This window comes from Pseudomonas sp. LBUM1645 (assembly GCF_059716185.1).
Genome location: NZ_CP166811.1, coordinates 6,736,214 through 6,757,738 on the forward strand (window position 1 = coordinate 6,736,214; position 21,525 = coordinate 6,757,738).

The window sequence follows — 21,525 nt, forward strand, 5'->3', positions numbered from 1 at the left end:
GATCTTTTCCTGTTTGAGTTGAGGGGTTGAATCAATGGCCGGGCGCGGTCTGCCGCCAGGCTTGGGAGCGGCGCAGCAAACCGCGCGAGGCCCAGGCCAGCAGCAGGGACACGCCCGCCGAGGTGAACAGAATCAAAGTCGACATCGCCGCCGCGCCGCCGACGTTGCCGGCGTCGTCCATGTTCAGTACCGCCACCGCTGCGAGGATGGTGTCGGGGCTGTAGAGGAAGATCGCCGCTGAGACAGTGGTCATGGCCGAGACGAACAGGTAACGCACGATGTCCAGCAGCGCCGGCAGGCAGATCGGCACGGTGACGCGCAGGTAATGCCGATACAGCGGCGCCTTGAGCGACAGTGCGGCGGCTTCGAACTCGGCGTCGAGCTGGCGCAGCGCGGTGGTGGCGGTCATTTGCGCGGTGGTCAAATAGTGAGCAATGGTGCAGACCACCAGCAGGGTCATGGTCCCGTAGAGCACATGCAGCGGGTTGCCGGTGAGGTTGAAGAAGAAGACGTAACCCAGGCCCAGCACCAGACCCGGCACCGCCATCGGTACGAAACTGAGCATGCGCAGTGTCAGATTCAGCCCGCGCTGGCCTTTGGTTTTTTCCATCAGGTACGCGCCGGTGAAGATCAGCACGCTGCCGATCAACGCCGTGCACAAGGCCATCTTCACGCTGTTGCCATAGGCCAGCCAGCCGCCGCCCGCCGTGTCGTTGAACTGGTAATGATTGAGCGACAGCGACAGGTTGTACGGCCAGAATTTCACCAGTGACGAATAAACCGCCATGCCGAACACCAGCAGCAACACCGCGCAGATCAGCAGCACGATCGCCAGGTAGCAGCCGTCCCGCAGTTTCGATGGCGCCGGTTGAAAGACCTGTGCCCGACCGCTCATGGAGTCGCCGTGACGCCGGCGCAACCAGGCGTCGACACCGAAGCTGAACAGCGCCGGCAGCAGCAGGACCATGCCGATCAACGCGCCGCGACCGAATTGTTGTTGGCCGACCACGGCTTTGTAGGCTTCCAGCGCCAGCACCTGATAATCGCCACCGACCACCACGGGCACGCCGAAGTCGGTGATGGTCAGGGTGAACACCAGACAGAACGCCGCGAACACAGCCTGACGGGTTGCCGGCCAAGTGATGCTACGGAAAGCTTTCGCTGGACTGGCGCCCATGCTGGAGGCTGCATCGAACAGTCGCGCATCCGCCAGGGACAGCGCCGACAGCAGAATCATCAGCGCGTGTGGGAAGGTGTAGATCACCTCGCCTAGAACAATGCCCCAGAAACCGTAGATATTGTCCGAGAGCAATCCGCGCAACATGCCCTGGTTGCCGAACAGATAAACCAGCGCAATGCCCGGCAACATCGACGGCGCCATCAGTGGCAACAGCGACATCCCACGCCAGATGCCTTTGCCCGGTATCAACGTGCGTTGCAGCGCGTAGGCAAACAGGTAGGCCAGCGGTACGACAATCGCCGCAACGCTGAGGGAAACTTTCAGGCTATTGCCGAGCAACCAGTGGAAATTGGCACTGGTCACCAATTCACGGGCGGCCACCAGACCGCCGCCCTGCCCGGCTTCAGAGCTGAAACCGCGCCAGAAGATCGCCAGCAACGGCATCAGTACCGCAACGCCGAGCAACACCAGTAACAGGACCTTGCCGCCGACCACGAACACCCGGTCGCCAATCTCGGCACGGGAGGTCTGCCGAACCTGCTTGTGCGGTATCGGCAGCGCGAGGTTCGCGCTCATCAGGCAAACACCTGCAGGCTGCGCGGAGGCAAGGCGACCATGATCTGCTGCGCGCCGAGGCGCGGCATGGCTTCCGGCGCCAGTTCCGCGAGCAATGCGTGGCCCGGCAGTTGATCGAGTTCGAAGCTCATGCGGCAGCGGTTGCCGAGGAAGGTGATCTCGCGAACCTTGGCCGGGAACAGGTTTTCTTCATGCACGGGCGGGTTGACGTTGATCGCTTCGGGGCGGCAGAACAGACGGCCCGACGTGGTTTTGGCGCTGCCATCTGCCAGGCGCATGCTCATCCCGCCGACCTGGGCGTGGCTGTCGCTGCTGCGGCTGAACGGCAGCCAGTTGCCTTGGCCGACAAACTCCGCCACAAACGGCGTGGCCGGGCGGTCGTAGATTTCCTGCGGCGTGGCGTATTGCTCGACCTTGCCGTTGTTCATCACGGCGATGCGGTCGGCCATCAGCATGGCTTCGTCCTGATTGTGCGTAACCATCAGGGTGGTGATGCCGAGGTTGCGCTGTAGTTGGCGCAGCTCGGTGCACAGATGCTCGCGGACCCGGGCGTCGAGGGCCGACATTGGTTCGTCCAGCAGCAGCAACGAAGGCGCCGGCGCCAGGGCCCGAGCCAGTGCGACGCGTTGCTGTTGGCCGCCGGACAATTGGCCCGGGTACTTTTTCTCACTGCCGATCAGGCCGACCAGCTCCAGCATCTGCCCAACGCGCTTGCGCACTTCATCGCGACCACTGCCGGCGAGGCCGTAGGCGATGTTCGCTTCGACGGTGAGATTGGGAAACAGCGCGTAGGACTGGAAGAGAATGCCGTAGTCCCGCGCCTGGGGTGCCAGGTGGGAAACGTTGCGATCGCCGAGGTACAACTCGCCGCTGTCTTGTTTCTCCAGACCGGCGATGCAGCGCAGCAAGGTGGTTTTTCCACAGCCCGACGGACCGAGCAAGCACACCAGTTCACCGGCCGCCACGTCGAGGGAAACGTTATCCAGCGCGGTAAAGGCGCCGAAGCGTTTCTGCACGCCGCGCACTTTCATCGGGGCGCCGGGGTTGGTCAGGGCAGTTGCGATCGAGTGGTTCATGGACAGGCCTCATCAAGCAGATGAAGGCCATCCTAGATTTGTAATGCGTCCGTCATGTGGCAGTGAGGCAAAAACGGCTGATAGTGGTATTCAAGGATTTTGGTTGGAGTCAAAAGATCGCAGCCTTCGGCAGCTCCTACGCCGAACGCATTCCCCTGTAGGAGCTGCCGAAGGCTGCGATCTTTTGATCTCAGACAGGGGCCATTTCCTGCGCCAACCCGAGAAACGCCGCCGGCAGTCGCGCGCCTTTGCGTTCCTTGAGGCAGTACAAATACTCGGGAATCTGCGGCGCATTCTCGATGGTCAGCACGCGCAGTTGCGGGTCATGCGGCACTTCCTGCCGGGCAATGATGCTGATGCCGATATTGCGCAACACCGCCTCTCGGATCGACTCACGGCTGCCAATCTCCAGCAGCGGCCCGAAACTCACCCCGGCGCTGGCCAGCAATTCCTCGGTCAGGCGGCGAGTGGTCGAGCCCGATTCGCGCATCAATAACGTATGCCCAGCCAACGCACTGAGCGGCACATGGTCGTGGACCGCCAGCGGATGATTGCGATGCACCGCCAGCACCAGCGGATCGCTGCCAAGCACCCGGCGAATCAGCCGCGCATCCTCCAGTAACTGCGACGACGCCGCGACATCCACCCGGTAATCCTCCAGCGCTTCAAGTACCTGCTGGGAGTTACCGATCTCCACTGACACTTCCACCTGCGGCAAGCGCTCGCGAAAGGTCTTTACCAGATCGAGGATGTAGTAAGGCGCCGTGGCCGCGATGCGCAATGTCCCCTGAACCTGTCCGCTATTACGCAGGAAAAACTCGATGTCGGCTTCCTGCTGCAACAGCGCCTTGACCATCGGCAGCAACCGCGCGCCTTCATCGCTGACACTGAGGCGGCGGCCGCCACGGTAGAACAACTCAACCGAGTACTGACTTTCCAGATTGCGAATCTGCGTCGTCACGGTGGGTTGGCTCAGGCCGAGTTTTTTCGCCGCCAGGGTAATGCTGCCCAGGCGGGCAACCATGTAAAACGCCTTCAGCTCGGCACTCAGCACACCCTTCCCTCATCGTCTATTTGCGCAACAAGCGCAAACCGTTAAACACCACCAACAGGCTCACACCCATGTCGGCGAACACCGCCATCCACATGGTGGCGATCCCGGCGAAGGTTACCCCAAGAAAGATCGCTTTGATGACCAATGCCAAGGCAATGTTCTGTTTGAGGATGCTTGAGGTTTGCCGTGACAGCCGGATGAAGGTCGGGATCTTGCGCAGATCGTCGTCCATCAGGGCGACATCGGCGGTTTCGATGGCGGTATCGGTGCCCGCCGCCGCCATGGCAAAACCGATCTCGGCTCGCGCCAGCGCCGGTGCGTCGTTGATTCCATCGCCGACCATGCCGACGTTATGGCCCCGTGCATAAAGGGCTTCGATGGCTTGCAGCTTGTCGGTCGGCAGCAGATCGCCCTTGGCCTCGTCGATGCCGACTTGCGCGGCAATCGCCTGAGCGGTGTGGACGTTATCGCCTGTCAGCATCAGGGTTTTGATGCCCAGGTCGTGCAGTTGCTGGATCGCCTCGCGGCTGGACTCTTTCACGGTGTCGGCCACGGCGAATAGCGCCAATGGGCCGGATTTGTCGAGCAGCAGCACCACGGACTTGCCCTGTTTCTCCAGCGCGAACAGCTTTTCTTCCAGTGCGGGCGAGCACAGGTTCAGTTCTTCCACTAAACGGTGATTACCCAAGTGGTAAACCTGACCATTGATTTCGCCGCGCACACCGCGACCGGCCAACGCCTCAAAGTTATCCACAGTCAGCGGTGCGAGTTGTTTATCCACAGCCGCGTTGGCGATGGCCAACGACACCGGGTGATCCGAGCGACCGGCCAACGCCGCCGCAATCGCCGGGGCTGATTCGTCCGCGGTCGGATCAAGCGACAGATAATCGGTCTGCACCGGTTTGCCGTGGGTGATCGTGCCGGTCTTGTCCAACGCCAGGTAATCGAGCTTGTAACCGCCTTCCAGATAAACGCCGCCCTTCACCAGAATGCCTTTGCGCGCCGCCGCCGCGAGGCCGCTGACGATGGTCACTGGCGTAGAAATCACTAGCGCACATGGGCAGGCGACCACCAGCAACACCAACGCCCGGTAGATCCAGTCGAACCATACGGCGCCCATAAACAGTGGCGGAATCACCGCGACGGCGAGAGCCAGGATGAACACCGCCGGGGTGTAGATTTTCGAGAAGCTGTCGACGAAACGCTGGGTCGGTGCCCGCGCGCCCTGGGCCTGTTCCACGGCGTGGATGATCCGCGCCAGCGTCGAATTGTTGGCCGCTGCGGTTACCGAGTACTCCAGGGAACCGGCCTGATTGATGGTGCCGGCGAAAACCTTGTCACCGACAGTCTTCTCAACCGGCAGGCTTTCACCGGTGATCGGCGCCTGATCGATGGTTGAACTGCCAGCCACCACTTCACCGTCCAGACCGATTCGCTCGCCGGGACGCACCCGCACCCGCGCGCCCAGCTCGATCGCTTTGACGTCCAGCTCGATCCAACTGCCGTCGGCCTGCTGCACCGTGGCCTGTTCCGGGGTCATCTGCATCAGGCCGCCGATGGCGTTGCGCGCCCGGTCCAAAGACTTGGCTTCGATCAACTCGGCCACAGTGAACAAGAACATCACCATTGCCGCTTCCGGCCACTGACCGATCAGGATCGCGCCAGTCACCGCGATGCTCATCAGCGCGTTGATGTTCAGGTTGAGGTTTTTAAGTGCGATCCAGCCCTTTTTATAGGTGCCGAGGCCGCCGCTGAGGATCGAGATCAACGCGATGACCGCTACAACCCAGTTCGGCGCGGCGTTGGTGAAGTGGATAACTTCGGCTGCGAGCGCACCAACACCCGACAGCGCCAAGGGCCACCAAGGCTTTTTCTCGGGAGCCGGAGCTGACGGTTCAGCGCCCTGCTCCACCGGCTCGGCCTGCATGCCGAGGGACTTGATGGCGTCGATGATCGGCGCAGTGCTCGGCAGGTCATGGGTGACGCCCAACACGCGGTTGATCAGGTTGAATTCCAGTTGCTGCACACCGACGAGTTTGCCGAGTTTGTTCTCGATCAGCGTCTGCTCGGTCGGGCAGTCCATGGCGTCGATGCGGAAACTGCTCAGTCGTGCGCCAGCGGTCGGCGTTTCGCTGAGTTTGATCAGCGACGGTGCCGCCACTTTGGACGAACAGCAGGAATCCCCGTGGCTGCCATGGTCATGTTTCTGCACAGGCTGCAGCTTGTGGCTGTGATCGTGATCGTGATCGTGATCAGCCTCGGGTTTGTTGGTGTGAAGGGAATCGCTCATTGGGTCGCGTCCGGAAAGGTGCCTGTTGCCAAGTAAAGACCCTGTAGCCACTATAGGGTCAAGCACCCTTTTGGAGATTGCCGTCATGAAAATCGGAGAACTGGCCAAACTCACCGACTGCGCCGTGGAAACCATCCGCTACTACGAGCGCGAAAACCTGCTGCCAGAGCCGGCCCGCAGCGACGGCAACTACCGCGTCTACACCCAGGCCCATGCCGAGCGCCTGACGTTCATCCGCAACTGCCGCACCCTCGACATGACGCTGGAAGAAATCCGCAGCCTGCTCGCCCTGCGTGACAGTCCGCAGGATCAGTGTGAAAGCGTGAATGCGTTGATCGACGAGCACATTCATCACGTGAAGGCGCGGATCGATGGGTTGATGGCGTTGCAGGCACAACTGCTCGACCTGCGCCAAAGGTGTGGCGAAGGACCGGATATTGAACAGTGCGGGATTTTGCAGCGGTTGGAGGTGAGTGGCGGGGTTGTGGCGACGGAGGTTGAGCATTCCCATGTTGGCCGCAGTCATGGCCACTAAAAACACCGCATACCCCTGTAGGAGCCGAGCTTGCTCGCGATGGCGGCAGCACATTCAACATTGATGTGTCTGACAAACCGCTATCGCGAGCAAGCTCGGCTCCTACAGGATCTACGGTAGTTCTTCAGACCGCCATCGGCGCGGTCATTGGAGCGTGGTGTTCGTAGCCTTCCAGCGAGAAATCGCTCGGCTCGATCAACTCCAGCCACTCCGGCTGATAAACACCGGTCTTGGCAAACTCCGGCACACGATCACTAATCACCAGTTTCGGCATCGGGAACGGCTCGCGCTTGAGCTGTTCATTCAGCATGTCCAAATGGTTTTCGTAGACGTGGGCATCACCGATGAAATAGGTGAACCAACGCGGCGTGTAGCCGGTCAGGCGACCGATCAGGCTCAGCAGCGCGGCGCCTTCGGTGAGGTTGAACGGCGTGCCCAGGCCCAAATCATTGGAGCGGATGTACAGAGTCAAAGAGATTTCTTTGGTCTCGACGTTCGGGTGGAACTGGTACAGCAGATGGCACGGCGGCAAAGCCATTTCATCGAGCTGGGCAACGTTCCAGCCGTGGAACAGGATGCGGCGGCTGCCCGGGTCTTTGATGATGGTGTCGACGCACTGGCGGATCTGGTCGATCGCCTTGTACAGCACCACGTAGGCCTGGCCGTCTTCTTCACCTTCAGCAATCTGACGATAACCTTGGCTCAGGGTCTGTTCGATGGCGGCCTGGTTGCTGACCGGAATCTGCTTGTACGCCGGCCATTTGCGCCATTGCACGCCGTAGATCTCGCCGAGGTCGTCTTCGCCCTGACGGAACGGGTTGGCCAGCCACTGGGCGTTTTCGTTGGCGTTCTGATCCCAGACCTTGCAACCCAGCGCACGGAATTCGGCGGCGTTGTTCACCCCACGCAGAAAACCGCACATCTCGCCGATGGCCGATTTGAAGGCCATCTTGCGCGTGGTGATCGCCGGGAAACCTTCCTTCAGGTCATAACGCAGCATCGCGCCAGGGAAGCTGATGGTGTTCACGCCGGTGCGGTTGGCCTGTTTGGTGCCGTTCTTGATGACGTGGGCGACCAGTTCGAGATATTGCTTCATGAGTTACCTGTGTCCTTGAACCCGGGACCGTCGCCCCGGGGTTCGAATTTATACGGCCGCCGCTGGAGCCGCCGGTGCGCGGTGATACGCCAGCCAGATCAGATACAGACCGCCGGCGATCATCGGTACACACAGTACCTGACCCATGGTCAGCCAGTTCCAGGCCAGATAGCCCAGTTGCGCATCCGGTACGCGGACGAATTCGACGATGAAACGGAAGATGCCATAGAACAGCGCGAACATCCCGGACACCGCCATGGTCGGCCGCGGCTTGCGCGAGAACAACCAGAGAATGGCGAACAGCGCCACGCCTTCGAGCGCGAACTGGTACAGCTGCGACGGGTGACGCGCCAGTTGCGCCGGATCGGTCGGGAAGACCATCGCCCACGGCACATCGGTGGCCTTGCCCCACAACTCGGCGTTGATGAAGTTACCGATACGTCCGGCGCCCAGACCGATCGGCACCATCGGCGCGACGAAATCCATCAGCTGGAAGAACGACTTGCCGTTCTTTTTACCGAACCACAACGCGGCCAACATCACGCCGATGAACCCGCCGTGGAACGACATGCCGCCCTTCCACACTTCAAAGATCAACAGCGGGTTGGCGATGTAAGCACTCAGATCGTAGAACAGCACATAGCCCAAGCGGCCGCCAACAATGACCCCCATCGACATCCAGAACACCATGTCGGAGAGTTTCTCTTTACTCCAGGTCGGGTCGAAGCGGTTCAGCCGTCGCGACGCCAGCAGCCAGGCGCCGCCGATGCCGATCAGGTACATCAAGCCGTACCAGTGGATTTTCAGCGGACCGATGGCCAATGCCACCGGGTCGATCTGCGGGTAAGGCAGCATTGCGACTCCTCGTTAGAGTTGAAACTTTCAAAATTCCCGGGCGACGCTGTCACGCCAGGATTAAGTCAGGATTGCGGTGCGTCAGAGCAGGAAATTCAGGCCCACGCAGAACAGCAAAGCGGCGAACAGTCTTTTCAGCAACTTCGGCGACAGGCTGTGTGCCAGTCGTGCGCCGAGTCGGGCGAAGAACATGCTGGTCAGGGCGATCCCCAGCAACGCCGGCAAATAAACAAAACCGAGACTATGGGCCGGCAGTAATGGATCGTGCCAGCCCAGAATCATGAAAAATAATGCACTGGACAAGGCAATCGGCAGACCACAGGCGGATGAAGTCGCCACCGCTTGCTGCATCGGTACGCTGCGCCAGGTCAGGAACGGCACCGTCAGCGAACCGCCGCCAATCCCGAAAATCGCCGAGGCCCAGCCAATCACACTGCCGGCCACGGTCAGACCGACTTTACCCGGCACCGTTCGACTGGCCTTGGGTTTGAAATCCAGTGCCAGTTGCGCTGCGATGATCAGGGCGAAGACGCCAATGATTTTCTGCAGGTTGGGCCCGGAGATCGCTTCAGCCGTCAGCGCGCCGAAACCGGCGCCGATGAGAATACCAAGGGTCATCCAGGCAAAAATCGGCCAACGCACGGCACCGCGACGGTGATGTTCGCGGATCGCATTGACCGAGGTAAATATGATTGTCGCCAGGGACGTGCCGACCGCCAGGTGCGTGAGGATCGACGGATCGAACCCTTGCAGCTTGAAACTGTAAACCAGCACCGGAACGATAATGATCCCGCCGCCGACCCCGAACAGCCCGGCCAGCACACCTGCACAGGCGCCGAGCGCCAGATAGAGCAGAAATTCCATGCGCATCCCCAAATGAGAGCGGCATGGTAACGGATGCATGGCCCCAAGCTCCACTGGATGGCGATGGATACCCACACGATGACTGAGTAGAGTGGGCAGAAAACACACAAGGACTACCTTATGTGCCTGATTGTTTTCGCTTGGCGACCGGGTCACGCCCAGCCGCTGATCGTGGCGGCCAACCGCGACGAATTCTATGCCCGGCCCAGCCTGCCGCTGGCGCAATGGCCCGAAGCACCGCACGTACATGCCGGTCGCGATCTGGAGGCGGGAGGCACCTGGCTCGGTGTTGGCGCCAATGGACGCTTCGCCGCACTGACCAATATCCGCGATCCGCATCAACCTCCATCGCGCAAATCGCGAGGTGAGCTGGTGGCGGGTTTTCTTTTAGGCAACATGTCGATTGATGATTACTTAAGCGACGTTGCTGGACGTTCGCTGGAGTATGCCGGATTTAACCTGCTGGTCGGCAATGCCAACGAACTGTGGCACTTCAATGCCCGAGAGACTGAGGCGGTGATGCTGCCACCGGGGGTTTATGGGTTGTCGAACGCCGGGCTGGATACGCCGTGGCCGAAACTGCTCAAGGCACGGGCAGCGCTGGAGGAAGTGCTGGACGATCCGCAACCTCAGGCTTTATTGGCGTTGCTCAATGATCCGCAGACGGCGCCGTTTGCCGAACTGCCGGATACCGGGGTCGGGTTGGCCACCGAGACGTTGCTGTCGAGTGTGTTTATTGCCAGTCCGACTTATGGGACGCGAGCGAGTACGGCGTTGATTGTTAAGGCGGATGGGACGCGGTGGATGGTGGAGCGGAGTTTTGGGCCGTATGGGGGGCATTTGGGGGAGGTTGAGGTGCGGGTTTAGATTTGTGGGGTGTCAGTTGGGGCCACCCCTCACTGTAGAGACCGGTACATCCTTTACACATTTGACCGGGTACATCGTTTACACATTTAACAGGCTTGATACGCGTTTGGCACCGCGTTCAAGCCTGCCTAAAGGGAAAGAGCAAAGGTACAACTCCCACACGCCATCAGCCACTTCCTTCAGCGCGACGTGCTCGTCGATCAGTGCCTCGCCCAGAAAGATCAGGGCCCCTTGCCACTTGATCTCACCATTCTTGCGCACCCGCCGTACTTCGACGTCGGCCCCGTATTCGACCGCCGGCAAATAGCCTGGATAAGGTCTGAGTGACGGGCGATAGATATCCGCTGGCGTCTTCATCTCCAGCGCCGTATGAGGCCGTGCGTGATTGAAATCCTGTACGAAGTCCTCAAAGGCAAGCTGCTGACGCAGCAGGTTTTCTGCCGGCGGCCTGAGCACGGCAGCCTTTAGCGTGCGGTGCATGCGTTCATGCCGACCGTTCTGATCCGGGCGTCCTGGCTTGATTGTTTCGGGGTGGACACCATGCCTGATGAACCAGACGGACAGCCTGGAGAGGCGGGCCAAGCCTGTCGACGCAAATGGCGCGCCGTTATCGGTGCGGATCACATCAGGCATGCCGAACTCCCGGAACGCCCACTCGAAGCCCTGACGCGTAGGTTCACCGTGGGTGCTGGGAAGCGCCCGGCATTCCAGAAGATAGCGACTGGCATGGTCGGTGATGGTCAGCGGATAGCACCAGTGGCCGTCCTGGGTTTTGAATTGCCCTTTGAAATCGGCGCACCAGGTTTGATTGGGTTCGTCGGCCTGACGTAGATGCACGGGCCCATGCGGACGGGGCTGGCGCAGCCGTCGAGGAATCACCAGACCGGCCTTTTTCAGCCACTCTCCAGCGGTGCTGGCAGCCGGCCAAGCGATCTGCGGCTGCGCATTGCGCAGGCGCTGGATCAGTTGCTTCGGCCCGCGATCCGGGTGCTCGCTTTTCTTCGCAAGCAACGTGGCAATGATTTCATCGCGGGTTTGGTGCGGACAGCTCAGCGGTTTTCGCGAGCGCTCTTTCAAGCCATCTACGCCGCAGGTTGCATACCGATCAAGCCACTTATCGACCGTCGGACGGCTAACGCCATATCGTCGACTCAGTTGGCTCTTGCTGTAACTGCCGCTAAGCCAGTCATGGATTAATTTCACTCGCTGATCCATCGGGGACTCTCGATTCCAGGGCATGGTCAGTACCTCCTGACCATGATTGATACCTGTAAACCATGTCCCCGGTCTCAAACGTAAAGGATGTACCCGGTTTTTACCCTTTCCCCCTCTCCCCTCTGGGGAGAGGGTTGGGGTGAGGGGTGGCTTCTGAATCCACCGCAGATCTAGAGAGTCTTCGCCGAAGCCGGATTAATCATCCGCGCCAACCCAAGATTCTTCAGCGCCAGTTGCAGCGAGCTGTGGATAACTTGCGGGTTGTCGATGGTCATCAACTCCGCGAGCAATTCCTTGGCCTTGCTCAGGTTGATCTGACGCAACATCCACTTCACTTTCGGCAAGTTGGTGGCGTTCATCGACAGACTGTCGAAGCCCATCGCCATCAACAGCACCGCCGCCGCCGGGTCACCGGCCATCTCACCGCAGATACTCACAGGCTTGCCTTCGGCATGAGCATCACGCACCACGCTCTGAAGGGCTTGCAGCACCGCTGGGTGCAGGTAGTCGTAGAGGTCGGCTACCCGCGGGTTGTTTCGGTCTACAGCCAACAGGTACTGGGTCAGGTCGTTGGAGCCGACCGACAGGAAGTCCACTTGCCGCGCCAGTTCCTTGGTCTGATAAACCGCCGCCGGAATTTCGATCATCACGCCGATCGGCGGCATAGGCACGTCGCAGCCTTCGTCGCGGACTTCGCCCCAGGCCCGGTGAATCAGGTGCAGCGCTTCTTCCAGCTCGTGGGTGCCGGAAATCATCGGCAGCAGGATCCGCAGGTTGTTCAAGCCTTCGCTGGCCTTGAGCATGGCGCGGGTCTGCACCAGGAAGATTTCCGGGTGGTCGAGCGTGACGCGAATGCCGCGCCAGCCGAGGAACGGGTTGTCTTCCTTGATCGGGAAGTACGACAGCGACTTGTCACCGCCGATGTCCAGGCTGCGCATGGTCACGGGTTGCGGGTGGAACGCGGCGAGTTGCTCGCGATAGATCGCCAGTTGTTCTTTTTCGCTCGGGAAGCGCTGATTGATCATGAACGGCACTTCGGTGCGGTACAGACCGACGCCTTCAGCGCCACGCTTCTGCGCCCGCGCCACATCCGCCAGCAGGCCAGTGTTGACCCACAGCGGCATGCGGTGGCCATCGAGGGTCACGCACGGCAAGTCCCGCAGTGCATCCAGCCCGAGGGCCAGTTGCTTCTCTTCCTCGACCACTTCGGCGAACTGCTTGCGTAGCACTTCGCTGGGGTTGGTGTAGACCTCGCCGTGGTAGCCGTCGACGATCATCTGGATGCCATCGACCTTGGAATACGGCAGATCGACCAGGCCCATTACCGTCGGGATACCCATGGCTCGCGCCAGGATCGCCACGTGGGAGTTGCCGGAACCGAGTACCGAGACCAGACCGACCAGCTTGCCTTCCGGCACTTCGCCGAGCATTGCCGGCGTCAGTTCTTCGCTGATCAGGATGGTGTTGTCGGGGTAGACCAGGGTCTGCTGACGCTCTTCCTGCAGATAAGCCAGCAAGCGCCGGCCGAGGTCTTTGACGTCCGACGCGCGCTCACGCAGGTACGCGTCGTCCATCAATTCGAAACGGTTGACGTGCTCGGTGACCACCTGACGCAACGCGCCCTGGGCCCACTGACCAGTCTTGATAACGGTGGTGATTTCGCTGCCCAGCGAGGCATCGTCGAGCATCATCAAATAGACATCGAACAGTGCGCGCTCTTCAGGGCGCAACTGGTTCGCGAGCTTGGCGGACAAGGCACGCATGTCGGCGCGCACGCCTTCGATGGCGGTCTTGAACAGCCCGAGTTCGGCGGTGATGTCGGTGATGGTCTTGTCCGGTACCACATCCAGATCGGCCGGCGGCAGCATGACCACCGCGGTACCGACCGCCGCTCCCGGTGAACCCGGTACACCGATGAACTTGGCTTCCTGAATGCCCTTGCCCTGACGACCCAGACCCCGGATCGAACCGGTGGCCTCGGCGTGGGCGATAACGCCGGCGAGCTGTGCGCTCATGGTCACGAGGAAGGCTTCTTCACCCTCATCGAACTGGCGGCGTTCTTTTTGCTGAATGACCAACACGCCGACGACGCGGCGGTGGTGAATGATTGGCGCCCCGAGGAATGAGGCGTAGCGCTCTTCACCGGTCTCGGCGAAGTAGCGGTAGCGCGGGTGATCCGCGGCGTTTTCGAGGTTCAGGGGTTCTTCACGCGTGCCGACCAGGCCAACCAGACCTTCGTTGGGTGCCATGCTGACTTTGCCGATCGAGCGCTTGTTCAAGCCCTCGGTGGCCATCAGCACGAAGCGGTTGGTCTCAGGGTCAAGCAGGTAGACCGAGCAGACCTGGCTGCCCATGGCCTCTTTGACGCGCAACACAATAATCCCCAACGCCGCCTTGAGATCCTTGGCGGAGTTAACTTCCTGGACGATCTTGCGCAGCGTATTGAGCATGGCTCGGGGTCGAACTCCGTCGTCAGTCGCGCGATAAAAGGCGCGGGGCAAGCTCTTTGAGAGCGCGTCGATACACTTCGCGCTTGAATGTCACCACCTGGCCCAACGGATACCAATAGCTGACCCAGCGCCAGCCATCGAATTCCGGTTTACCGGTCAAATCCATCCGCACCCGCTGCTCGTTGGAGACCAGGCGCAGGAGAAACCATTTCTGTTTCTGGCCGATGCACAGCGGTTGGCTGTGCGTCCTGACCAGACGTTGCGGCAAACGATAGCGCAACCAGCCCCGGGTGCAGGCGAGAATTTCAACATCTTCGCGCTCAAGACCCACTTCTTCGTTCAACTCGCGGTACAAGGCGTCTTCCGGCGTCTCCTGGGGGTTGATCCCGCCCTGTGGAAACTGCCAGGCATCTTGATTGATACGGCGAGCCCATAGCACCTGTCCGGCATCATTCGTGAGAATGATCCCGACATTGGGGCGGAAACCATCGGGGTCGATCACGGCAACAACCTCGCAAACGCATGTCGCCGCATTGTTCCACAAAGGTTGTGATAGCAGCAACGAGCCGGTCTACCTTATGTGCACTCTTGTGAAAAGTCCGTATTCTGGACGCCTTTCTACAGACTTTTCAGCGAGTAACTGCAATGCGGCTGGCTTTATTCGACTTGGACAACACGCTCTTGGGCGGTGACAGTGACCACGCCTGGGGCGATTACCTGTGCGAACGCGGCTTCCTCGACGCCGTTGCCTACAAGGCGCGCAACGATGAGTTCTATCAGGATTACCTGGCCGGCAAGCTGGATAACGATGCTTACCTGAACTTCTGCCTGGAAGTCCTCGGCCGCACCGAGATGGCCACGCTGGATCAATGGCACCAGGATTACATGCGCGATTGCATTGAGCCGATTGTGTTGCCCAAGGGTCTCGAACTGCTGGCCAAGCACCGCGAGGCCGGCGACAAACTGGTGATCATCACCGCCACCAACCGTTTTGTTACCGGGCCAATTGCCCAGCGTCTGGGCGTCGAAACCCTGATCGCCACGGAATGTGAAATGGTCGATGGCCGCTACACCGGGCGCAGCACCGACGTCCCGTGCTTCCGTGAAGGCAAGGTGACGCGGTTGAATCGCTGGCTGGAAGAAACCGGGTATTCGTTGGAGGACAGCTATTTCTACAGCGACTCGATGAATGATTTTCCGCTGCTGGAGCGGGTGACGCATCCGGTGGCGGTCGATCCGGACCCGAATTTGCGCGCTGAAGCCGAGAAGCGTGGTTGGCCGGTGATTAGCCTGCGCGACTGATATCGCTATCGCGAGCAAGCTCGCTCCCACAGGGGATTTGAGTCGTTCACACATCCAATGTGGGAGCGAGCTTGCTCGCGATGGGGCCGACTCGGTCCCAAGCCTTAAACAGGCTTGGCGCCCATCAACCCGGCAATGGCGATAAAGCAGACAAAACTGAACAACGCCAAGGCGAAGGTAAACTTACCCACGCCACCCGGCGCCTTACGCAGCTTGTTGAGGCGCACCAACAGCCAGAACCACGCCAGCGCCGCCACGGTGTACAACACGCTCGACGCCAGAATCCAGGTCTGCCCCAGCGGCCAGCCCACCAGATGCACCATCCACCAACCCGTGAACGGCATGCTCAGCAATGCCAGACCCATCAACAGCCAGATAAATACCCGTGGCCGTTGCAGCGTGCGACTTCCAGCCGTTGCGTCACCATTACGTCGTGTGCGCCAGACCCAGATCGCCAGACCCAGTGCGCTGACCAGCAGCAACACCGTCGCCACCATATGAGCGACTTTCAGGGCGGTTAACGTTTCCATTGTTCGATTTCCTTATGGCCTGGCCATCAGCGTAGCCGCTCAGCCGAGAAACAGCTGATAGGCCGGGTTGTCGCTTTCGTCCCAGTATGGGTAGCCGATTTCTTCCAGCGCTGCGGGCACCAGGTGGCGTTCATCGTGAGGCACTTGCAGGCCCGCGACCACACGGCCATCCGCCGCACCATGGTTGCGGTAGTGGAACATCGAGATGTTCCAGCGCCCGCCGAGCTTATTGAGGAAGTTGAACAGCGCGCCCGGACGCTCCGGGAATTCGAAGCGCAGAATCACTTCATCAACCACATGAGCCGCACGGCCGCCGACCATGTGGCGGATGTGCAACTTGGCCAGTTCGTTGTCGGTCAGGTCCAGCACCGGGAAACCTTGCTCGCTGAGGCTGGCAATCAGCGCACTGCGCGGATCATTTTCCGGGTGCGTCTGCACGCCAACAAAGATGTGCGCCTCGCTGCCGGTGTTATAGCGGTAGTTGAATTCGGTGATCTGGCGCTTGCCGATGGCTTCACAGAACGCCTTGAAACTGCCCGGCTTCTCGGGAATGGTCACGGCGATGATGGCCTCGCGACCTTCGCCCAGCTCGGCGCGCTCGGCGACGTGGCGCAGACGGTCGAAGTTGACGTTGGCGCCGGAGTCGATGGCCACAAAGGTGTGCCCGGTGACACCGCGTTGCTCGACGTACTTCTTGATCCCGGCCACGCCCAATGCACCAGCAGGTTCAGTGATCGAGCGGGTATCGTCGTAGATATCCTTGATCGCCGCGCAGATTTCATCGGTGCTGACGGTGATCACTTCATCGACATAGTCTTTGCAGATATCAAAGGTGTGCTGACCAATCTGCGCCACAGCAACGCCGTCGGCGAAGAGGCCCACGGTTGGCAGGATCACGCGCTCACCAGCGGCCATTGCGGCTTGCAGGCAGTTGGAATCGTCCGGCTCGACGCCGATGATTTTGATTTCAGGCCGCAGGTACTTCACGTACGCCGCGATGCCGGCGATCAACCCGCCACCGCCCACCGGGACGAAGATCGCGTCCAGACGGCCAGGGTGCTGGCGCAGAATCTCCATCGCCACCGTGCCCTGCCCGGCAATAGTGTGGGGATCGTCGTAAGGGTGAATGTAGACGTAGCCTTTTTCGTCGACCAGTTTCAGCGAGTAGGCCAGAGCTTCCGGGAACGAATCCCCGTGCAGCACCACTTTGCCGCCGCGGGAACGCACGCCTTCGACTTTGATTTCCGGGGTGGTCTTGGGCATCACGATGGTCGCTTTCACGCCCAACACCTTGGCCGCCAGGGCCAGGCCTTGTGCGTGGTTGCCCGCCGAAGCGGTCACGACACCGCGAGAGCGCTCTTCATCGGAAAGCTGCGTGAGCTTGTTGTAGGCGCCGCGAATCTTGAACGAGAACACCGGCTGCAAGTCTTCGCGCTTGAGCAAAATACTGTTGCCCAGCCGCTCGGAGAGCTGGCGGGCAGTCTGCAATGGGGTTTCTACGGCAACGTCATAAACGCGCGAGGTGAGGATCTTTTTGACGTACTGTTCGAGCATCGGAAAGCATCACTGAGCGGGTTGGGCAGGGCCAAGGAGTCTAACCCGGCTTTTGACCGGACGACCACACTAAACAGATGGTTTTAGACACCACAGAACCATTGTGGCGAGGGGATTTATCCCCGTTCGGCGGCGCAGCCGTCGTAAAACCTGAGAACGCGGTGTGTCTGGGGGAATGCTGGGGAGCGCTTCGCACTCCAACGGGGCGGTGCGACGTTTCGCTAAATCCCCTCGCCACAAAAGCTCCAATGTCCGCATAGAGAACTCCGCCAATCGGGCAATGACCTTCCCTGCCCCGAAGCCTATAATGCCGGCCTTTCGTTCCCTCCTTCGGCACCTCGGAGCCCGCATGACCCAGGATCAACTCAAACAGGCAGTGGCTCAGGCCGCCGTCGACTTCATCCTCCCGAAACTCGACGACAAGAGCATCGTCGGGGTCGGCACCGGCTCCACCGCGAACTGCTTCATCGACGCACTGGCCAAGCACAAAGGCGCGTTCGACGGCGCGGTCGCCAGTTCCGAAGCCACCGCTGCCCGCCTCAAGGGCCACGGCATTCCGGTGTATGAGTTGAATACGGTCAGCGACCTGGAGTTCTACGTCGACGGCGCCGATGAAAGCGACGAGCACCTGAACCTGATCAAGGGCGGCGGCGCAGCCCTGACCCGCGAGAAGATTGTGGCGGCCGTGGCCAAGACCTTCATCTGCATCGCCGACGCCAGCAAACTGGTGCCGGTGCTCGGTGCGTTCCCGCTGCCGGTCGAAGTGATCCCGATGGCCCGCAGCCACGTGGCCCGCGAACTGGTGAAGCTGGGCGGCGACCCGGTCTACCGTGAAGGCGTGCTTACCGACAACGGCAACATCATCCTCGACGTATTCAACATGCAGATCACCAACCCGGTGGAACTGGAGACGCAGATCAACGCCATCGTCGGTGTAGTCACCAACGGCTTGTTCGCGGCCCGTCCGGCGGATTTGCTGCTGCTGGGCACCAGCGAAGGCGTAAAAACCCTGCGCGCAAAGTAAGCCGTACACAAAACCTGTGGGAGCGAGCTTGCTCGCGATAGCGGTCTGTCAGTTGGCATCTTTATCGACTGACACGGCCCTATCGCGAGCAAGCTCGCTCCCACAGTGTTTTTGTGGTGTTGCTTCTAGGGTTGTTCTGGTTTTTTGAAGACGTAGAACAGGTTCGGCTCGCTCACCAGGTACATCGTACCGTCGTCATCCATGGCGATCCCTTCCGCTTGCGGCACTGTCTTCTGCAACCCCTGACGCCCCTTGCTCAGTGACATGGTGCTCAGCGGGCGCCCGTCCACATCGAGTTCCAGAATCAGCCGCGATTCATCCGACAACGCCAGCAGATGGCCGCTGCGCTCGTCGTATTGCAGGCTCGACAGGTCCGTCACAAACATCCCGGCATCGCGCTTGGGGTTGTTCACTACGTGCACCGCGTAGGATTTCTCCGGGTTGTAATGCGGAAAGCCGTGCACTTCGTAGATCAGCATCGGGTCGCGCTCCTTGGCGACAAACAACCGCTTGCCCACCGAGTCGTAAGCCAGGCCTTCGAAGCCCTTGTTGCCGCTCAAGTGCACGCCAAGGGTCATCTGCTCGGCATCCGCTGCGTCGAGGAACGTTGTGTCGCTCTCCAGATGAATCTTGATCAGCCGCTGCTGACGCTCGTCAGTGATCACGTAAGTGTCGGCGCTGATGAACTCAACCGCTTCCGGATCGCCAAACCCAACCAGCGCAATGCGTCGAATAATCTGGCCGTCCAGCGACAGTTCGATCAGCTCTGAGTTTTTGTTGGTGACGGTGAACAGGCTTTTGCGCACTGGATCGAAGGTCAACGCCGAAACATCGTCGTCCAGCCCCACAATGACTCGCGCCTCGACCGCGACCTGGTATTGATCCAGAGCGATGGACTGACCGTTCACTGGCTGCCAAAGGGTGTGCAGGTTGAACCAGGCGCGCTCGAACAGGCGCAGGTACTGGCCGGCCGCAACCAGCGCGATCAACGCAATGACCGACAGGATCAGAATCAGGGGTTTGGGGCGGGCAAGTCGGCGCATTCGGGCAAGCTCGGAATCAGGACGGGCGGATGAAATACCACGGCAGTCTGAATTGAAGCTTAATGGCGTAGGAGCTGCCGAAGGCTGCGATCTTTTGATCTTTAACAATTTTGCCTACGCCAAAAGATCAAAAGATCGCTACCGTTGCTTTTCGAAGCGGTAGAACAAATTCGGCTCGCTCACCATGTACAGCGTGCCCGCCTCGTCCATGGTCACGCCTTCGGCGCGAGGAATGGTCTTCTTCAAACCATTGAAGCCGCCCAGCAAGGTCATGAAGCTGACCTGCTCGCCCTTCTCGTCCAGCTCCAGCAACAAGTGGGAGTCGGCAGACAGCACCAGGGTGTGGCCAGTGCGCGGGTCGATGGCCAGGGCAGACAGGTTGCGGATGTCCAGTTCGTCACTGGCGAGTTTTTGCTTGTCGCCGGTGAGTGTCTGGCCATCGTTGCTTTTCCAGGTGAACAACGCCGGTGGACGCTCCTCACCCAACAACATTTGCTGATTGCGCGAATCCCAGACGATGGCTTCGAACGCCTTGTTCTGGTCTTTCGAAGGGCCGAGGTCGTATTTCGGGAAGTCGGCGATGTTCAGTTCGCGGGTTTCGGCATCGACCTTGACGATGGAGAGCATGTGCTCGCGTTCATCGACAATGGCCAGCAGACCGTTGCCCATCACGGTCACCCCTTCCGGGTTGCTCCAGCCCACCAGCGGCATCTTGCGCAGCACGTCGCCCTGCAATGTCAGTTCGACCAGGAACGGGTTCTTGCCCATGACCGAGAACAGGGTTTTTGACTGAGGATCGTAAGCCAGGTCCGACGCTTCGTCCTTCTCCATGCCCGGCAGCACCTTGGCATCGATCACTGCCCGGTAATCCGGCAACCAGACACTCTCCTGGCGTTCGGCGGGGCTTTCGAAACGCTCCAGCACCCAGAGCACGCCTCGGTCATCCCAATGCATCGCAAACGCGAGGCCATACGCGGCGGCGACCACCAGCAAAAGCCAGGAATACCAACGCATGAAAAAGCGCGAACGGCGGGCAGTTTTAAGCTTGGGCAGTGGTTGGGTGACCATCGAGGAATGCGTTCCAGAAATTCAGGCTAAGGGTAATAGCACAATTGGGACCGGCTAAGACGCCGCAAGTCCCGGAATTATCCGGACGAGATGTGAAAAAAACGGGAAATGGCGGGAAAGCCCTGTGCGGACACCCCCTACCTGTAGGAGCAAAGCTTGCTCGCGATGAACGATGGCTCGGTGTGTCAGATACACCGCCATCGCGGGCAAGCCATGCTCCTACAAGGGAATCAGCGCTTCCGGACTAGCGGACGCTGCTGGTGAAGCTGCTGGCGCCTGGCAATTCAATCACCAGTTCGTCACCGACGTTCAGCGGACCAACACCCACCGGCGTCCCCGTCAGGATCACGTCACCGGCCTGCAGCGAGAAGCAGCCGGCCATGTGCTGGATCATCGGCACGATCGGGTTGAGCATCGCACTGCTGTTGCCGTCCTGGCGCACTTCGCCGTTGATGGTCAGGCGGATGCCGATGTCGGTCAGGTCAGCGAACGTGCTGCCGGACACGAATGGCGCAATCACCGCCGCACCGTCGAAGGACTTGGCGATTTCCCACGGCAGACCCTTGGCTTTCAGCTCGGCCTGCTTGTCGCGCAGGGTCAGGTCCAGGGCTGGAGCGAAGCCGGAGATAGCATCGAGCACTTCTTCACGGCTCGGTTTGGTCGACAAAGGTTTGCCGATCAACACCGCGATTTCCGCTTCGTAATGCACCGAGCCACGTTCGGTCGGAATGCTGAAACCACCTTCCAGCGGCACTACGCAACTGCCCGGCTTGATGAACAGCAGCGGTTCTGTAGGCACCGGGTTGTCCAGTTCCTTGGCGTGTTCGGCGTAGTTACGGCCGATGCACACCACTTTTCCCAGCGGGAAGTGAATACGCGTACCGTCGACATACTGGTGCTGATAGCTCATTACCGACTCCTGTTTCGTAGCTCTTAAATTCAAAAG

19 protein-coding genes are annotated in these 21,525 nt (G+C 60.2%); 4 read left to right on the forward strand and 15 right to left on the reverse strand.

The window, feature by feature from the left end:
* Positions 1-31 precede the first annotated feature (31 nt).
* The 4 genes from ACA079_RS30735 to ACA079_RS30750 all read right to left on the reverse strand — a co-directional run bounded on the left by ACA079_RS30735 (position 32) and on the right by ACA079_RS30750 (position 6,176).
* Positions 32-1,756 carry a putative 2-aminoethylphosphonate ABC transporter permease subunit gene (locus ACA079_RS30735; RefSeq protein ID WP_497701972.1) on the reverse strand — a complete coding sequence of 575 codons (1,725 nt, stop codon included), beginning with the start codon at positions 1,754-1,756 and terminating at the stop codon, positions 32-34.
* On the reverse strand, positions 1,756-2,832 hold the full coding sequence (locus tag ACA079_RS30740; RefSeq protein WP_497701973.1) for a putative 2-aminoethylphosphonate ABC transporter ATP-binding protein: 1,077 nt from the start codon (positions 2,830-2,832) through the stop codon (positions 1,756-1,758). The genes ACA079_RS30735 and ACA079_RS30740 overlap by 1 nt, the downstream gene beginning before the upstream one ends.
* Before the next feature lie 190 nt (positions 2,833-3,022).
* Positions 3,023-3,886 (reverse strand): LysR family transcriptional regulator, encoded by an 864-nt coding sequence (locus tag ACA079_RS30745; protein ID WP_497701974.1) that lies wholly within the window; start codon positions 3,884-3,886, stop codon positions 3,023-3,025.
* A 16-nt stretch (positions 3,887-3,902) separates the two neighbouring features.
* Positions 3,903-6,176: a heavy metal translocating P-type ATPase gene (locus tag ACA079_RS30750; protein ID WP_497701975.1), complete on the reverse strand. Its 2,274-nt coding sequence runs from the start codon at positions 6,174-6,176 to the stop codon at positions 3,903-3,905.
* Positions 6,177-6,261: 85 nt separating this feature from the next.
* On the opposite strand from ACA079_RS30750, the gene cadR reads away from it, so the two are divergent.
* The gene (cadR, locus tag ACA079_RS30755; protein ID WP_497701976.1) at positions 6,262-6,711 is read left to right on the forward strand and encodes a Cd(II)/Pb(II)-responsive transcriptional regulator; all 450 of its coding nucleotides are present in this window, start codon (positions 6,262-6,264) and stop codon (positions 6,709-6,711) included.
* A gap of 124 nt (positions 6,712-6,835) precedes the next feature.
* Here the strand turns inward: cadR and ACA079_RS30760 are convergent, their stop codons facing one another.
* From ACA079_RS30760 to ACA079_RS30770, 3 genes are all read right to left on the reverse strand, one after another.
* Positions 6,836-7,807: a thymidylate synthase gene (locus ACA079_RS30760; protein ID WP_033060541.1), complete on the reverse strand. Its 972-nt coding sequence runs from the start codon at positions 7,805-7,807 to the stop codon at positions 6,836-6,838.
* Positions 7,808-7,855: 48 nt separating this feature from the next.
* Positions 7,856-8,662: a prolipoprotein diacylglyceryl transferase gene (gene lgt / locus ACA079_RS30765; protein WP_497701977.1), complete on the reverse strand. Its 807-nt coding sequence runs from the start codon at positions 8,660-8,662 to the stop codon at positions 7,856-7,858.
* Between the two features lie 81 nt (positions 8,663-8,743).
* A complete protein-coding gene (locus ACA079_RS30770; RefSeq protein WP_497701978.1) occupies positions 8,744-9,526 on the reverse strand; it encodes a sulfite exporter TauE/SafE family protein in 783 nt (260 codons plus the stop codon).
* A gap of 120 nt (positions 9,527-9,646) precedes the next feature.
* Between ACA079_RS30770 and ACA079_RS30775 the strand changes: the two genes are divergently transcribed.
* A complete protein-coding gene (locus ACA079_RS30775) occupies positions 9,647-10,393 on the forward strand; it encodes an NRDE family protein (RefSeq protein ID WP_497701979.1) in 747 nt (248 codons plus the stop codon).
* Positions 10,394-10,471: 78 nt separating this feature from the next.
* Here ACA079_RS30775 and ACA079_RS30780 read toward each other — a convergent pair whose 3' ends face one another.
* The 3 genes from ACA079_RS30780 to ACA079_RS30790 all read right to left on the reverse strand — a co-directional run bounded on the left by ACA079_RS30780 (position 10,472) and on the right by ACA079_RS30790 (position 14,560).
* Entirely contained in the window at positions 10,472-11,632 is a 1,161-nt protein-coding gene (locus ACA079_RS30780; RefSeq protein WP_497701980.1) for an integrase core domain-containing protein, read from the reverse strand.
* Between the two features lie 146 nt (positions 11,633-11,778).
* Positions 11,779-14,058 (reverse strand): phosphoenolpyruvate--protein phosphotransferase, encoded by a 2,280-nt coding sequence (gene ptsP, locus ACA079_RS30785; protein ID WP_056738869.1) that lies wholly within the window; start codon positions 14,056-14,058, stop codon positions 11,779-11,781.
* Between the two features lie 22 nt (positions 14,059-14,080).
* Positions 14,081-14,560, reverse strand: a complete 480-nt coding sequence (locus ACA079_RS30790) for an RNA pyrophosphohydrolase (RefSeq protein WP_008150514.1) — start codon at positions 14,558-14,560, stop codon at positions 14,081-14,083.
* A gap of 143 nt (positions 14,561-14,703) precedes the next feature.
* Between ACA079_RS30790 and ACA079_RS30795 the strand changes: the two genes are divergently transcribed.
* Entirely contained in the window at positions 14,704-15,360 is a 657-nt protein-coding gene (locus ACA079_RS30795; RefSeq protein ID WP_497701981.1) for a histidinol-phosphatase, read from the forward strand.
* A 104-nt stretch (positions 15,361-15,464) separates the two neighbouring features.
* Here ACA079_RS30795 and ACA079_RS30800 read toward each other — a convergent pair whose 3' ends face one another.
* Together ACA079_RS30800 and ilvA are read right to left on the reverse strand one after the other, a co-directional pair.
* Entirely contained in the window at positions 15,465-15,890 is a 426-nt protein-coding gene (locus ACA079_RS30800) for a DUF2269 domain-containing protein (RefSeq protein WP_497701982.1), read from the reverse strand.
* 39 nt (positions 15,891-15,929) lie between these two features.
* Positions 15,930-17,444, reverse strand: coding sequence for a threonine ammonia-lyase, biosynthetic (gene ilvA, locus ACA079_RS30805; RefSeq protein ID WP_497701983.1), 1,515 nt, complete (start codon positions 17,442-17,444; stop codon positions 15,930-15,932).
* A 349-nt stretch (positions 17,445-17,793) separates the two neighbouring features.
* Here ilvA and rpiA point away from each other — a divergent pair, with 349 nt between their 5' ends.
* Entirely contained in the window at positions 17,794-18,468 is a 675-nt protein-coding gene (gene rpiA / locus ACA079_RS30810; RefSeq protein ID WP_134420752.1) for a ribose-5-phosphate isomerase RpiA, read from the forward strand.
* Between the two features lie 125 nt (positions 18,469-18,593).
* Here rpiA and ACA079_RS30815 read toward each other — a convergent pair whose 3' ends face one another.
* From ACA079_RS30815 to ACA079_RS30825, 3 genes are all read right to left on the reverse strand, one after another.
* Positions 18,594-19,511 (reverse strand): SdiA-regulated domain-containing protein, encoded by a 918-nt coding sequence (locus ACA079_RS30815; protein WP_497701984.1) that lies wholly within the window; start codon positions 19,509-19,511, stop codon positions 18,594-18,596.
* 138 nt (positions 19,512-19,649) lie between these two features.
* Complete coding sequence (locus ACA079_RS30820; RefSeq protein WP_497701985.1) at positions 19,650-20,579, reverse strand: SdiA-regulated domain-containing protein; 930 nt, start codon at positions 20,577-20,579, stop codon at positions 19,650-19,652.
* Positions 20,580-20,823: 244 nt separating this feature from the next.
* Positions 20,824-21,489 (reverse strand): fumarylacetoacetate hydrolase family protein, encoded by a 666-nt coding sequence (locus ACA079_RS30825; RefSeq protein WP_046053735.1) that lies wholly within the window; start codon positions 21,487-21,489, stop codon positions 20,824-20,826.
* Positions 21,490-21,525 lie beyond the last annotated feature (36 nt).

Bases quoted from the DNA above. Each gene is read 5' to 3' on its own strand.
- ACA079_RS30735 (WP_497701972.1), bottom strand. From the start codon at position 1,756: ATGAGCGCGAACCTCGCGCTGCCGATACCGCACAAGCAGGTTCGGCAG.
- ACA079_RS30740 (WP_497701973.1), bottom strand. From the start codon at position 2,832: ATGAACCACTCGATCGCAACTGCCCTGACCAACCCCGGCGCCCCGATG.
- ACA079_RS30750 (WP_497701975.1), bottom strand. From the start codon at position 6,176: ATGAGCGATTCCCTTCACACCAACAAACCCGAGGCTGATCACGATCAC.
- cadR (WP_497701976.1), top strand. From the start codon at position 6,262: ATGAAAATCGGAGAACTGGCCAAACTCACCGACTGCGCCGTGGAAACC.
- ACA079_RS30760 (WP_033060541.1), bottom strand. From the start codon at position 7,807: ATGAAGCAATATCTCGAACTGGTCGCCCACGTCATCAAGAACGGCACC.
- lgt (WP_497701977.1), bottom strand. From the start codon at position 8,662: ATGCTGCCTTACCCGCAGATCGACCCGGTGGCATTGGCCATCGGTCCG.
- ACA079_RS30770 (WP_497701978.1), bottom strand. From the start codon at position 9,526: ATGGAATTTCTGCTCTATCTGGCGCTCGGCGCCTGTGCAGGTGTGCTG.
- ACA079_RS30775 (WP_497701979.1), top strand. From the start codon at position 9,647: ATGTGCCTGATTGTTTTCGCTTGGCGACCGGGTCACGCCCAGCCGCTG.
- ACA079_RS30780 (WP_497701980.1), bottom strand. From the start codon at position 11,632: ATGCCCTGGAATCGAGAGTCCCCGATGGATCAGCGAGTGAAATTAATC.
- ptsP (WP_056738869.1), bottom strand. From the start codon at position 14,058: ATGCTCAATACGCTGCGCAAGATCGTCCAGGAAGTTAACTCCGCCAAG.
- ACA079_RS30795 (WP_497701981.1), top strand. From the start codon at position 14,704: ATGCGGCTGGCTTTATTCGACTTGGACAACACGCTCTTGGGCGGTGAC.
- ACA079_RS30800 (WP_497701982.1), bottom strand. From the start codon at position 15,890: ATGGAAACGTTAACCGCCCTGAAAGTCGCTCATATGGTGGCGACGGTG.
- ilvA (WP_497701983.1), bottom strand. From the start codon at position 17,444: ATGCTCGAACAGTACGTCAAAAAGATCCTCACCTCGCGCGTTTATGAC.
- rpiA (WP_134420752.1), top strand. From the start codon at position 17,794: ATGACCCAGGATCAACTCAAACAGGCAGTGGCTCAGGCCGCCGTCGAC.
- ACA079_RS30815 (WP_497701984.1), bottom strand. From the start codon at position 19,511: ATGCGCCGACTTGCCCGCCCCAAACCCCTGATTCTGATCCTGTCGGTC.
- ACA079_RS30820 (WP_497701985.1), bottom strand. From the start codon at position 20,579: ATGGTCACCCAACCACTGCCCAAGCTTAAAACTGCCCGCCGTTCGCGC.
- ACA079_RS30825 (WP_046053735.1), bottom strand. From the start codon at position 21,489: ATGAGCTATCAGCACCAGTATGTCGACGGTACGCGTATTCACTTCCCG.